Here is a 13,359-nt window from a genome sequence, read left to right as displayed (position 1 = left end):
GGTATGGGCATGACAACGCAGGCCCCATGGGAAACAGACTGGCACATTGCGCGCGCCTGCCTTGAGTGGCAGGTTGAGATGGGCGCGCTTGAAGCCATTTGTGACGCGCCCATTGACCGCTATGCGCTGGACCCTGCGCCTGTTGCGGCCCCGAAAGCCGCCGCCACCCCTGCCATGACCACGCCGGTTGTCAATGCCGACCCTGTCGCAGAAGCGCAGGCCATGGCCGGTGCCGCCCCTGATCTGGAGGCGCTGCAAGCCGCGCTTGCCGCTTTCGAGCATAGCGATCTGAAACTTGGCGCGCGCAATCTGGTCTTTTGCGACGGCCAGCCCAATGCCCGCGTCATGATCGTGGGAGAGGCACCGGGCCGCGAGGAGGACCGCGCGGGAAAGCCCTTTATCGGGGAAGCGGGGCAGTTGCTTGACCGGATGCTGGCGGCCATAGACATGCGCCGCGACCATCCCGACCCTGCGCATGCGGTTTATATCACCAATATCCTGCCGTGGCGTCCACCCCAGAACCGCGACCCGAGTGCAGAGGAACGCGCCATGTTCCGCCCGTTCGTGATGCGCCATATCGAGTTGATCAACCCCGATGTGCTGATCCTGATGGGGCGCATTTCGGCGGGCACCTTGCTTGAAAGCCAGGAGGCGATCACCCGCATTCGCGGGCAGTGGCGCGAGGTGGCGGGGCGGCCTGCGCTGCCCATGCTGCACCCTGCTTATCTGTTGCGCAACCCTGCCGCCAAGCGCGAAGCTTGGGCCGATCTGCTGGAGTTGCAAGCCCGACTAAGGACCGTTTCATGACCCGAATTGACGAGACCAAACCCTTCATGCCAGTGCGCTTTGCAGTGCTGACAGTGTCTGACACACGCGCGCAGGACAATGACAAATCCGGCGACACGCTGGCCGCGCGCATTGAGGGGGCAGGCCATATCCTTGCCGCGCGCGATATCTTGCGCGACGAGCGTGACCAGATCGCCGCGCAGTTGCGCGTATGGTGTGCCGATCCGGGCATTGATGCCATTCTGACCACAGGCGGAACTGGCCTGACAGGGCGGGATGTCACGGTCGAGGCGCATCGGGATGTCTATGAGAAAGAGATCGAGGCGTTCGGCACAGTCTTTACCATCATCTCGATGCAGAAGATCGGCACATCGGCCATCCAGTCGCGGGCCTGTGCGGGGGTGGCGCAAGGGACATATCTGTTTGCCCTGCCCGGCTCTCCGGGGGCGTGCAAGGATGCTTGGGATGAAATTCTTGCGCTGCAATTCGATTTCCGCCACCGCCCTTGCAATTTTGTCGAAATTTTTCCGCGATTGGATGAACATCTGCGACGGAAGTAACGCGTTGGTGCGTTCAAGTAGATTGAACTGATGCGGCTTTTGCGGCGTAATCTGTATGTCGCCTTGAACTGGAGTGGCCATGCGTTTCCTGACCCGCAGCCTGATTGCGCTGTTTCTTGCGGCATTGTCTTTTTCGGCCCTTGCATATGCAGGCTATACGCTGGTCACCGCGATCCAGAGCAGGGCAGAGGTGACAGGCGGGCCGGGGCAGGGCGGGCGCGAACGCGTGTTCACGGTGCGCGCCATGCAGGTCACGTCAGGCGAAGTCACCCCGACCCTGTCGGCATTTGGCGAAGTGCGCACGCGCCGTTCGCTTGAATTGCGCACGCCCGTGGGCGGACAGGTGCTGGAAGTGGCGGCAGGGTTCGAGGATGGCGCAGACGTGCGCGAAGGCCAGCTTCTGTTCCGCATAGACCCGTCCGATGCGCAAGCAGCGCTTGCTTTGGCGCAATCCGATCTTGCCCGCGCCAAGGCCGAGTTGCGCGATGCCACCCGCGCGCTGGAACTTGCGGGCGAGGATGTGGCCGCAGCGCAGGCCCAATTCGATCTGCGCACCCGCGCGCTGGAGCGTCGTCGCGGTCTGGCGGAACGCGGTGTGGCAACCGAAGCCGCGCTGGAAGAGGCAGAGCTTGCGCTGTCATCCGCGCGTCAGGCCACTGTCGGGCGCAGACAGGCCGAAGCGCAGGCCATCGCGCGCCGCGATCAGGCCGAAAGCGCGCTGGAGCGCCAGCGCATTTCCCTAAGCGAGGCAGAGCGCCGCCTGTCCGACACCCGCGTTTATGCCAGTTTCAGCGGCACGCTGGCCGATGTCGGCATTTCTGAGGGCGCGATTGTCAACACCAACGAACAGCTTGGCCGCATCATAGACCCCGCATCGCTGGAAGTGGCGGTGCGCGTGTCTACCGCGCAATATCTGCGCCTGATCGACGACGATGGCCGTTTGCTGAACAACGAGGCAGAAGTTGCGCTGGAAGTGGCGGGCTTCGAGATCACCTCTCCTGCGCGGTTGGTGCGGGCCTCTGCCACTGTGGAACAGGGGCAAAGCGGGCGGCAGCTGTTTGTCGAGCTGGTGGCCCCACGGGGCTTTCGTCCGGGCGATTTTGTGACCGTGCGCTTGCAGGAACCCGCGTTGCAAGATGTGGCCTTGCTGCCCGCAACCGCCGTGAATGCCTCGGGCGATGTGCTGGTCATCAATGATGACAACCGCCTGTCTGCGCTGCCTGTCACAGTGTTGCGCCGTCAGGGCGATGATGTGCTGGTCGCGGCGCGCGCGCTGGCCGGATTAGAGATTGTGCGCGAGATTGGCCCTGCCCTTGGGGCCGGTATTCTGGTGCGCCCGCAGCGTGAAACCGCCACGGGCGAGGTGGTCATGGATGCGCCTGAAATGGTGATGCTTGACCCCGAACGCCGTGCGCGGCTGATTGCGCAGGTCGAAGGCAACACCCGCATGCCAGAACCCGTGCGCGCGCGCATGATCGCGCAGCTTTCCGAAGACTCCGTTCCCGCCAGCATGCTGGAACGGCTGGAAAACGGGGGCGGCGGACGCCCCCAAAGCGGGGGCTGAACCATGGCTGTGCGCAGCACGAAAGACAGGCTTGCAGTGCAAGCCTTGGGTCTGTTTCGCTATTTCACCCGCCACAAAACCGCCGCGAACCTGCTTTTGGTGGTCATGATCGTGTCCGGTCTGGCAGCCATCCCGCAGATGCGCGCGCAATTCTTCCCCGATGTGGTGGTTGATAACATCTCGGTCGATATCCGCTGGCCGGGCGCAGGGGCCGAAGACCTTGATCGCGGTGTGGTCCAGCTTGTCGGCCCCGCGCTGCAAGCTGTGGACGGGGTCAGCAATGTTACCGCCCAGTCACGCGAAGGGCGCGCCAGTTTCACCATCGATTTTGAAACCGGCTGGGACATGGCGCGTGGCAGTGCCAATGTGCAAGACGCGCTGGATGCGGTTGGCACTCTGCCCGAAGATGTGGAAGATCCGGTCACCCGCCGGTCCAGTTGGGCCGACAGGGTCACCAATGTCGTTGTGACCGGCCCTGTTGCAGTGGAACAACTGGCCCGCTTTGCCGATGAATTTGCAGCGCGGCTATATAATGAAGGGATCACCCGCACCACCATACGCGGCGTGGCCAGCGCCGAGGTGTTGGTCGAAGTGCCCACGCGCAACCTGATCGAACATGACCTGAGCATGGCCGATATTGCGCAGGCCATCCGCAGCACGGTCAGCACGGACCCTTCCGGCGAAGTGTCTTCCGGCGGCTCTCGGGTGCGCACCGGCTCCGAGCGGCGCTCTGCCGACCAGATGGCCGAGATTGCACTGCGCACCCGCGCGGATGGAACTGTGCTGCGCTTGGGCGATGTGGCCGAGCTAAGAGAGGGGCGCATCGACCGCGACCGCGCTTTCTGGGTGGGCGATGACCCCGCCATCACCTTGCGCGTTGACAGGTCCGAGCGGAGCGATGCCATCGAAATTCAGGCGCGTGTGCAGACCATGGCCGATGTCATGAACCGCAATCTGCCCGAAGGCGTGAAAATCGAGCTGGTTTCAACGCGGGCCGATTTCATTTCTGGGCGCATCATGATTCTGGTCAAGAATGCAACACTTGGTCTTGGCCTTGTTGTGGTGTTGCTGTTTTTGTTCCTGAATGCGCGCACGGCCTTTTGGGTATCTGCGGGCATACCGGCGGCCATGCTGGCCGCGATTGCTGTCATGTATCTGATGGGCCTAAGCTTCAACATGATCTCGCTTTTTGCGCTGATCATCACGCTTGGCATTGTCGTGGATGACGCGATTGTGGTGGGCGAGCATGCGGATTACCGCGCGCGCGAGTTGGGCGAGACGCCTGCGCAAGCGGCGGAAAACGCCGCCACCCGCATGGCGCAGCCGGTTTTTGCGGCAACGATCACCACAGTTCTGGCCTTTGGTGCGCTTATCCTTGTGGGCGGGCGCTTTGGCACCTTGATTGCCGATATTCCCCTGACTGTTATTGCTGTTCTCACCGCCTCGCTGGTGGAGTGTTTTCTGATCCTGCCCAACCATATGTATCATGCAATCGCCAGTGGCCTGAAAGAACGCTGGTATGACTGGCCCTCGCGGCAGGTCAATCGCGGCTTCAAATGGATGCGAGAGCGCGCGTTCCGGCCCTTTATCGGCATGGTGATCGCGGCGCGCTATCCGGTTGTGGCAGGGCTGATTGCGCTTTTAACGCTTCAGATGGCCCATCTTGTGCGTGGTGATCTGCCGTTTCGCTTCTTCAACCCGCCCGAGCAAGGCTCGATCACTGGCAATATTGTCATGACCGATGGCGCAACCCGCGCCGATACGCTGGACATGCTGCGCGAATTGCAGCGCGCCACCGAGGCACTGGCCGCCCGCATGGAAGCCGAGACCGGCATCAACCCTGTAATGTTCGCCATGGCTGAATTGGGCGGCCATGCCGGGCGGCCGCTGGCATCGGCTGACAACAAGGATGGCGACCTTCTGGGCGCAATCTCGATTGATCTGGTCGATGCCGATCTGCGCGAGATGTCGTCTTTTGCCTTCGCATCTGCCCTGCAAGACGAGGTGCAGTCGCTTCCGCGGTTGGAGGAATTCAGTTTCCGGTCATGGGGGACTGGTCCGGGTGGCGATTCGCTGTCGGTCGATCTGACAGGGGCCGATGCCGAGACGTTGAAAGCGGCATCCGAGGCGTTGCGCACAGCCCTTGTTCCCTTTCCCGAGATTACAGGGCTGGAAGACAATCTGCCCTATGACAAGCTAGAATTGCTGCTGCAACTGACCCCGCAGGGGCAGGCGCTGGGCTTTACGGTTGAAGGGTTGTCGCGCGACTTGCGCAACCGTCTGTCGGGCATCGAGGCTGCGACCTTCCCTGACGGGTTGCGCACAGGGCGCATTCGTGTGGAAGTCCCGGCATCCGAACGGGCTGCGGATTTTCTGGACAATATGATGATGCGCGCGTCATCGGGCAGCTATGTGCCGCTGGGCGATATCGTCTCGGTCGCCGAGCGGCAGGGCTTTTCCAGCATCCGGCGCGAGAATGGCGTGCGCGTGGTCACCGTCACGGGCGATCTGTCCGAAGATGACCCCGCCCGCGCCCGCGAGATTACGCGCCTGCTGACAGAACGTATCCTGCCCGATCTTGAGGCCGATTTCGGCATCACAACGCGACTCTCCGGTCAGGCCGAACAGGAACGCGAATTCATGACGGATGCGGCCATCGGCATCGGGCTGTGCCTGATCCTGATCTATCTGACCTTGGCATGGGTATTTTCCAGCTGGCTGCGCCCGATGGTGGTTATGGCAGTCATTCCCTTTGGCCTGATCGGGGTGATTTACGGGCATCTGAGTTGGGACATGGCCATGTCGATGTTCTCGGTCGTGGGTATGATGGGGATGGCGGGGATCATCATCAACGATTCCATCGTGCTGGTCACAACTGTGGACCAATATGCACGGGACAGGGGGCTTATCCCCTCGATCATTGACGCAACCTGTGATCGCCTGCGCCCTGTGCTGCTGACGACATTGACCACGGTGCTGGGCCTGACGCCCTTGATGTTCGAAAACTCGACCCAGGCGGCATTTCTGAAACCCACTGTGATTACGCTGGTTTACGGGCTTGGGTTTGGCATGTTCATCGTGCTGCTGCTGGTGCCTGCCTTGCTGGCCATCGGGCATGACATGCGCCGTCAGGTTGTGTCGCTACGGCGCGCCCTGACACTGCCTGCGCGCGGTGTGTCGCTGGTGCCGCTTGTGGCCGCATTGGGGCTGGTGGCGTGGTTCATCGCAACGCTGGGCGGGGTGATCGTGACAGGGCAGGTGCTGTGGCCCGACCTTGTCGCAGGGCTGGCAGACTCGCCCATGCGCGCGGCGATGGTGCTGTTTCTGGGCGGCGCAGTTCTGGGCTTGGGGGTGGCATGGTGCCTTGGCGCGCTGGGGGTCTGGCTTGGCACCCGACGCAAGCTTCAGTCGGAAACCGCGCAGCCCTGATGCACAGTCGTGCCATATTCGCTGATAATGCTGATCCGCAGGGCAGAGCGGTCTATGGACCCGCCGGTTTTGGTGCGAAACAGGGTATGGCCTGTCAATGTATCGCCAAGCCGTTCAGAGGGCAGCGCGCGCGTGGGCATGCCACTGCCCATCATTTCAATCAGCACAAATTCGGTGTTGCCTTGCGGGGGCATTTGCAGGTTTGCACTTAGCCGTATTCCGCGTTTGTCGGGGGTGATGTTGCACTCCATTGCCTGCAAGCCGGCCGTATGCGCCGCTTTCGGGCGGCGTGTCAGTGCGGCTGCGATTGCGGTATCGGGCGCGCCCGCGCCCTGCGTGGCCAGTTTCAGCGCCAGATCGACCGGAATGCAGATATCTGCACACACGCCCACTGACAGGATCGCATCCAGTTCGACGGGCTGCGCGGGGTTGGCAGGCGTCAGTTCTATCGGCAGCACGATTTCATCTGTATAGCCGATGCTGGCAAAACCGGCTTTGATATACAGCTTCGGTTCCGGCCAGATGATGCGCGCACCCGCCAGATTGCGCGAGCCTGACACATCCAGCGTGGGCACAATCCCGCTTTCGCCCGGATGGCGCCAATAGGTCATCCATTCTGGTGCAAGCCGAACATGCAGCGCGGCCATGTATGTGCCTGTCTCGGTTTTCCAGCCGGGGCGCATATTGGCCTGTACAATTTCGGCCACATGGGGGGCCTGCGCCGGGGCCGTAACCGGCAGCGCCAGCGCGCAAAGCGTCAGAAATGTGCAAAGTCTTTTCATAGCCCCTAGATTCCCTGTGCGCCCCGAGAAGGGAAGTCACAAGGGCGCGACATGGCGCGCCTGTGACACAAAAGCCTGTCTGCCCCGCTTGTGAACCCCTTGGCAAGCCCGCGCAAGACAGGCATGCTGCCCCAAAGACATCTCTTGGACAGACATGACCCATCTCGTCGGAAAATTGCTGATCGCCATGCCGTCAATGCCAGACCCCCGATTCGCGCATTCGGTGGTGTTGCTTTGCGCCCATTCAGAAAGCGGCGCGATGGGGGTTATTGTCAACAAACCCTTGCCTGACCTGACCTTGTTCAAATTGCTGACCCATCTTGACCTTGAGGCCCCCGAAGCGGGCAAGGGCTTGGGCGAAGACCCGGTAGATGGCCCTGTTCATTTCGGCGGCCCTGTCGAGACTTCGCGCGGGTTTGTGCTGCACTCGCCCGATTTCTTCAATGCCGAAGGCAGCCTGCAAGTCGCAGAGGGTATCGTTCTAAGCACCTCGGTCGAGGTGTTGGCCGAGATGGCGCGCGGGCAGGGGCCTGCGCATTCCATCGTGGCGCTGGGCTATGCGGGCTGGGGGCCAGAGCAGTTGGACAGTGAGATTCAGGCAGGCGGCTGGCTGATCGCCGATGCCGCGCCTGCCATGCTGTTTGGCACCGAAGACGGGGCCAAATGGACCGCCGCGCTGGGCCGGATCGGGGTTGATCCGCGGCTTTTGTCAGGTGCGACGGGTCACGCCTGAAGGTCGGTGCCGATAAGCGCTGCGGCAAATTCCTCTGGGTCGAAGGCTTGCAGGTCGTCAATCTGCTCGCCCACGCCGATGGCATGGATCGGCAGGCCGAAGCGATCAGCCAGCGCCACCAGAACACCGCCGCGCGCGGTGCCGTCCAGTTTTGTCATGACCAGCCCTGTCACATCTGCCAGCTTGCGGAAGATTTCCACCTGATTCAGGGCGTTCTGCCCAGTGGTCGCGTCCAGCACCAACAGTGTATTGTGGGGGGCGTCGGGGTCCAGCTTGCGCAGCACACGCAATATCTTGGCCAGTTCTTCCATCAGGTCAGCGCGGTTTTGCAGCCGTCCGGCTGTGTCGATCATCAGCAGGTCAATCCCTTCCGCCTTTGCGCGCGCCAATGCGTCATAGGCAAGGCTGGCAGGGTCCGAGCCTTCGGGCGCGGTCATGACCGGCACGCCCGCGCGTGTGCCCCAGACCTGCAATTGTTCCACGGCAGCGGCGCGGAACGTGTCGCCCGCCGCGATCATCACCGATTTGCCGGCCTCTCGGAACTGGCTGGCCAGTTTGCCAATGGTCGTGGTCTTGCCCGCGCCATTGACGCCCACCACCAGCACCACTTGCGGGCGCGCGGCATATAGCGGCAGCGGCTTTGCCACAGGCTCCATGATGCGGGTGATTTCATCGGCCAGCGCGGCCTTGATCTCGGACACCGACATTTTGCGTCCAAAGCGCCCTTCGGCCAGATTGGCACTGACGCGCATGGCGGTTTCAACCCCCATGTCGGACTGGATCAGCAACTCCTCCAGCCGTTCCAGCATCTCATCATCCAGCACACGGCGCGGCGCGTCGTCACGGCCCAGCATCCGGCCCAGAAGGCCCGGTTTCGCGCCCTGTTCGGCGGGTTTCTCGATGGGCTGCTCCTGGGCCTGTGGCGCAGGCACCGGATCAGGGCGCGGCTGGGGGGCAGGGGATTGCTCTGGCGCAGGGGGGGCATCTGCGCCAGAGCCCGCCTCTTCCACCAGCGCCTCCAACCCCTCATCCAGTTTCGAGGATGAGCGGAACATGCGCTGTTTCAGCTTCTTGAAAAACGACATGGCCTGATCCTTGTCTTGTCTGAGTGAGAGCTACCTCATGCGTGCCCGTTTGGAAAGCACCCGAAATCTGCAAACAGTGGCAAAATGCGCGGCTGTACTGGTGCGGAGGGCGTGATATGTTTTGCATTATTACCCTTTGGCGGATTTGAAATGCCGGTTTTACATTTTGCTTTTGCTGCATTGGCCCCAGTTATTTTGCTGGCGATCGGGGCCATTCATGGCGGTTTCTGGGTCTGGCTGGCGCTGGCCTATATCTCGGTCATCGCTTTCGCGCTGGATGAGGTGGTCCATGTGCTGACCCCCGCCACCGCCCCTGAAAAGGGGGTGTTCTGGGCCAATGCGCTGTCGGTTGCGCTGGCGCTTGGCCATTTCGCGCTGCTGGCCATCGGCGCCTATGCTGTGACAGGGGCAACAGGGCTAGGCATGGCCGAACGCGCGGCTGCTTTTCTGGGGTTCGGGCTGTTTTTCGGGCAGGTCAGCATTGCCAATGCGCATGAGTTGATTCACCGCACCCATCGCGGCTTGTTCGCGCTTGGCAAATGGGTGTTCATTTCCATGCTGTATGGGCATGTCACCACATCGCACCGGCTGCTGCATCACCCGCATGTGGCCACGCCCAAGGATCCGAATTTCCCGCCCAAAGGCACCAGTTTCTACCGCTATCTGCCCCGCAGCCTGTGGCGCAACCTGACCGAAGGCTACCGGATCGAGCATGCGCGCGCGCAGCGCTCGGGGCGGATGAACCCCTATGTTACCTATACGGGCGGCGCTTTGGGGGTGTTGGTTCTGGCATGGGCCGCACTTGGTTGGGCGGGCGTTGCCGCTTTGGTGGGGTTTGGGGCCTATGCCCAGTTTCAGCATGCGATGGTGGATTATCTGCAACATTACGGGTTGGCACGCCGCGCGCTGCCCGATGGCAGCTATGCCCCGCAACAGGCCTGCCACAGCTGGAACAGCCCGCATTGGTTCAGCGCGCTGATGACAGTGAATGTCACCCGCCATTCCGACCATCACGCCCATCCCGGGCGCATCTATCCGGCCTTGCGTTTGACGCCCGATATGCCGATGCTGCCCTATAGCCTGCCCGCAATGGGTGTGATCGCGCTGGTGCCGCCGCTATGGTTCAGGATGATGGACCGGCGGGTGGACCGTGTGTTGGCACAAGCACAAGGAGAGCGCGCATGACGCAGATCAAAAGCATTGCCATTCTGGCCCTGACCGCCTGCCTTGGCACAGCCGCACTCGGCCAAACCCCCATGAGCGCTGCGGAGTTCGAGGCCTATGTCACAGGCCGCACCCTGACCTTCGGGCAAAATGGCTTGCCCTACGGGATCGAGGAATTTCACGCAGGGCGACGGACCACATGGGCCTTTATGGGCGATGAATGCCGCAAGGGGCGCTGGTTTGACCGCGACACGCAGATTTGTTTTGTCTATGACAATGCGCCCGGGCAGGAACATTGCTGGATTTTCTGGCGGGGCGACGAGGGGCTGAATGCCCGCTTCATCGGCGAGGGCGAGCAGACCGAGCTTTACGAGGTCCAGCGCAGCACCCGCCCCCTGATCTGTACGGGGCCAGAGGTGGGGGTGTAGGGCTGGCGCTGGTTTCGGGGCATGGCCTGCGTGGCGTTAGGCCCTTGCGCGTTGCCGTGGCGATCCGAGGTGGGTTGGCCGCGATCTGGTGTCTTGCGCTATGGCGAGATGCGTCGATTTGAGGGCTTGGGGGGCTTTGAACGGCTGACCCAAGCCGCGCAGCGTCGGGCCGTGGTGCGGCGATCCTCGTGCCCTGCTACAGCGCTTTATGCTGGCAAAATCCGCGTATGATCAAGGCTGTGCGCTTGAGGCAGCCAAATCGCCGTGCCGGGGTACGGCCCGGCGATGCGCGGCGGGCCTGCGGCCCTTGATTCCGCGCGAATGGCTGAAAAGTACCGCATCTCAGCCCCCCCAAACCATCCCAGATCACGCCCCCCTACAGCGCGTGCCAGCTGATATCGATTTGGGGCTGAATGCCCGCTTCATCGGCGAGGGTGAGCGGACGCGCTATACGAGGTCCAACGCAGCACCCGCCCCCTGATCTGTCCGGGGCCAGAGCTGGGGGTATAGGGCTGGCGCTGGTTTCGGGGCTTGGCCTGCGTGGCGTTAGGCCGTTGTGCCTTGCCGTGGCGATCCGAGGTGGGTTGGCCGCGATCTGGTGTCTTGCGCTATGGCGAGATGCGTCGAATTGAGCCCAGAGCGCGTGATGCTGCGGGGAGAATGAATGTCTGTTATTGCGCAGTTCGGTTTTTGAAATTGGTGACCGAACGCTTGCTTGCAGAGTTTCTCCACCTCCGCTCCAAAAGCCGTTCAATGACATCAACCGGTGCATGTTCGAGATAAGCCAGCACAATTTCATGGCCGTGGTAGTGTGGTTCGCAAAAGAATACCTCCGGCATGATCTCTATCAGGTGCGCGCGTTCCTCTGCCGGGACGTCAAGAAGGACAATGGTGTCGTCGTCTAGACGGTGCCGTGCCAGCAATCGCTTGCGGATTTTCAATGACGGCTCGCCATAGGACGTCGCCTCGCTGACTTCCGGCCATTTCATTGCAAGCGTGACAACATCATTCCAAAGCATTGGCCTAGTTCCGATATTCTTCTTGCGTAGAAATCCACCAGACGATGCCATTCCCGTCAGCGATCCCACCGCGATAGTCCCCATCCCCTGAGCGAGTGATGTCTTGGACCACTTTCCCACCTTCGGCCACTGCCTTTGCAAAGGTCTCCTCCGCGTTCGGGACATAAACGTGAATGTGTGCTTCGCTGGCGTCGGGCACCTCGCCCATCATGATGATGCTGTCATCTATCCGGGCTTCGGCATGTGCTACGCCTGACCCATTTTCCCGAGGGTGCAGGCGCAAACGCGTCGCCGCGAACACAGCTTCCATGAACTGAAGGGTCTTCTCCGCGTCGCGCACCATGAGGTAGGGGCTGATGGTCGAATAGTTTTTGGGTTTCCAGGCCATGTTCAAATCTGACTTTCTGATGGGTTGGTTTGGCAGTTGAGTATAGCAGACATTGGATCAAATGCAGCGAAGGCCCGCTTTGTCCCGCATTACAGCCCCCCAGAACCAACCTATTTCACGCGCCCCCTACAGCGCGCGCCAGCCGATATCGCGGCGGCAGAACCCTTCCGGCCAGTCGATCTGATCCACCATGTCATAGGCGCGGTCGCGCGCCTCGGCCAGGCTGGCCCCCCGCGCGGTCACATTCAGCACCCGCCCGCCATTGGCCAGCACCCGCCCGCCCTCGGCCCGCGTGCCTGCATGGAACACCATATGCGCGCTATCCGCAGCGCAGCCTTCCAGCCCGCGCACCTCGCTGCCCTTGGCATAATCCCCCGGATAGCCCTGTGCGGCCATCACCACTGTCAGCGCATGATCCTCGGCCCAGTTGACATGCATCTCGTCCAGCCGCCCCTCGGCGCAGGCCAGCATCAGGTCCAGCGCCTGCGCGCCCAGCCGCATCATCAGCACCTGCGCTTCAGGGTCACCGAAGCGGGCATTGTATTCCACCAATCGCGGCTGCCCGTCCTTGATCATCAGCCCCGCATACAGCACCCCCTGATACGGCATGCCGCGCCGTGCCATTTCGGCCATGGTGGGGCGGATGATCTGGTCCAGCGCTGTCTGCGCAATCGCATCGGTCAGAACCGGCGCGGGCGAATAGGCGCCCATGCCGCCGGTATTGGGGCCGGTATCGCCGTCGCCCACGCGCTTGTGGTCCTGGGCGGTGCCAATGGGCAGGCAGACCTCGCCATCCACCAGCACGAAGAAACTGGCCTCCTCCCCCTCCATGAATTCCTCGATGACCACTTCCGCGCCAGCGGCCCCGAATTCGCCGCCAAACATGGTATCAACCGCCTCCAGCGCCTCGGCCTCGGTCATGGCGACGATCACGCCCTTGCCAGCGGCCAGACCATCGGCCTTGACAACGATCGGCGCGCCGGTTGCCCGAATATGGGCGCGCGCTGGGGCTGCTTGGGTGAAATGGGCATAGCCCGCAGTGGGCGCATCGACCGCGGCGCAGATTTCCTTGGTGAAGGCCTTCGAGGCCTCCAGCCGTGCCGCGGCGGCTGACGGGCCAAAGCATGCGATGCCCACCGCGCGCAACCTGTCCGCCACACCGGTCGCCAAAGGGGCTTCGGGGCCGATCACCACAAAATCGATCGCATTTTCTTCGCAAAACGTCACCACCGCGCCGCCATCGCAAATATCCAGATCCGCGCATTCGGCAATCAAGCCCATGCCCGCATTGCCCGGCGCGCAGATCAGCCGGTCGCATTTCGGGTTTTGCAGAATTGCCCAAGCCAGCGCATGTTCACGCCCGCCACTGCCCAGAACCAGAATATTCATTGCCCGCCCTCTCTTGGCACCCTTGCGCTTGC

At 62.2% G+C, this 13,359-nt stretch carries 12 protein-coding genes; 7 read left to right on the top strand and 5 right to left on the bottom strand.

Going from position 1 to position 13,359, the window contains the following annotated elements:
- Positions 1-9 precede the first annotated feature (9 nt).
- The 4 genes from BG455_RS15605 (at position 10) to BG455_RS15590 (ending at position 6,339) form a co-directional block, all read left to right on the top strand.
- On the top strand, positions 10-807 hold the full coding sequence (locus BG455_RS15605; protein WP_071470963.1) for a uracil-DNA glycosylase: 798 nt from the start codon (positions 10-12) through the stop codon (positions 805-807).
- The gene (gene moaB / locus BG455_RS15600) at positions 804-1,346 is read left to right on the top strand and encodes a molybdenum cofactor biosynthesis protein B (RefSeq protein WP_071470905.1); all 543 of its coding nucleotides are present in this window, start codon (positions 804-806) and stop codon (positions 1,344-1,346) included. The genes BG455_RS15605 and moaB overlap by 4 nt, the downstream gene beginning before the upstream one ends.
- Before the next feature lie 79 nt (positions 1,347-1,425).
- Positions 1,426-2,910 carry an efflux RND transporter periplasmic adaptor subunit gene (locus BG455_RS15595; RefSeq protein ID WP_071470904.1) on the top strand — a complete coding sequence of 495 codons (1,485 nt, stop codon included), beginning with the start codon at positions 1,426-1,428 and terminating at the stop codon, positions 2,908-2,910.
- Positions 2,911-2,913: 3 nt separating this feature from the next.
- Entirely contained in the window at positions 2,914-6,339 is a 3,426-nt protein-coding gene (locus BG455_RS15590; protein WP_071470903.1) for an efflux RND transporter permease subunit, read from the top strand.
- Here the strand turns inward: BG455_RS15590 and BG455_RS15585 are convergent.
- The gene (locus BG455_RS15585) at positions 6,315-7,121 is read right to left on the bottom strand and encodes a protein-disulfide reductase DsbD domain-containing protein (RefSeq protein WP_071470902.1); all 807 of its coding nucleotides are present in this window, start codon (positions 7,119-7,121) and stop codon (positions 6,315-6,317) included. The genes BG455_RS15590 and BG455_RS15585 overlap by 25 nt on opposite strands.
- A gap of 154 nt (positions 7,122-7,275) precedes the next feature.
- On the opposite strand from BG455_RS15585, the gene BG455_RS15580 reads away from it, so the two are divergent.
- A complete protein-coding gene (locus tag BG455_RS15580; RefSeq protein WP_071470901.1) occupies positions 7,276-7,854 on the top strand; it encodes a YqgE/AlgH family protein in 579 nt (192 codons plus the stop codon).
- Here BG455_RS15580 and ftsY read toward each other — a convergent pair.
- Positions 7,845-8,939 (bottom strand): signal recognition particle-docking protein FtsY, encoded by a 1,095-nt coding sequence (ftsY, locus tag BG455_RS15575; RefSeq protein WP_071470900.1) that lies wholly within the window; start codon positions 8,937-8,939, stop codon positions 7,845-7,847. The genes BG455_RS15580 and ftsY overlap by 10 nt on opposite strands.
- Before the next feature lie 180 nt (positions 8,940-9,119).
- On the opposite strand from ftsY, the gene BG455_RS15570 reads away from it, so the two are divergent.
- Positions 9,120-10,124 (top strand): alkane 1-monooxygenase, encoded by a 1,005-nt coding sequence (locus tag BG455_RS15570; protein WP_245735565.1) that lies wholly within the window; start codon positions 9,120-9,122, stop codon positions 10,122-10,124.
- Entirely contained in the window at positions 10,121-10,531 is a 411-nt protein-coding gene (locus BG455_RS15565) for a hypothetical protein (protein WP_071470899.1), read from the top strand. The genes BG455_RS15570 and BG455_RS15565 overlap by 4 nt, the downstream gene beginning before the upstream one ends.
- Positions 10,532-11,202: 671 nt before the next feature.
- On the opposite strand, the gene BG455_RS15560 is transcribed toward BG455_RS15565, so the two are convergent.
- The 3 genes from BG455_RS15560 to purD all read right to left on the bottom strand — a co-directional run bounded on the left by BG455_RS15560 (position 11,203) and on the right by purD (position 13,327).
- The gene (locus BG455_RS15560; protein WP_071470898.1) at positions 11,203-11,550 is read right to left on the bottom strand and encodes an MmcQ/YjbR family DNA-binding protein; all 348 of its coding nucleotides are present in this window, start codon (positions 11,548-11,550) and stop codon (positions 11,203-11,205) included.
- A 4-nt stretch (positions 11,551-11,554) separates the two neighbouring features.
- Positions 11,555-11,938, bottom strand: coding sequence for a VOC family protein (locus BG455_RS15555; protein ID WP_071470897.1), 384 nt, complete (start codon positions 11,936-11,938; stop codon positions 11,555-11,557).
- 126 nt (positions 11,939-12,064) lie between these two features.
- A complete protein-coding gene (purD, locus tag BG455_RS15550) occupies positions 12,065-13,327 on the bottom strand; it encodes a phosphoribosylamine--glycine ligase (RefSeq protein ID WP_071470896.1) in 1,263 nt (420 codons plus the stop codon).
- Positions 13,328-13,359: the final 32 nt, after the last annotated feature.

The sequence above is a fragment of the Roseinatronobacter thiooxidans genome (assembly GCF_001870675.1).
In the GTDB taxonomy this organism is placed as follows: Bacteria; Pseudomonadota; Alphaproteobacteria; order Rhodobacterales; family Rhodobacteraceae; genus Roseinatronobacter; species Roseinatronobacter thiooxidans.
This window is presented reverse-complemented; position numbering and strand designations above follow the sequence as displayed.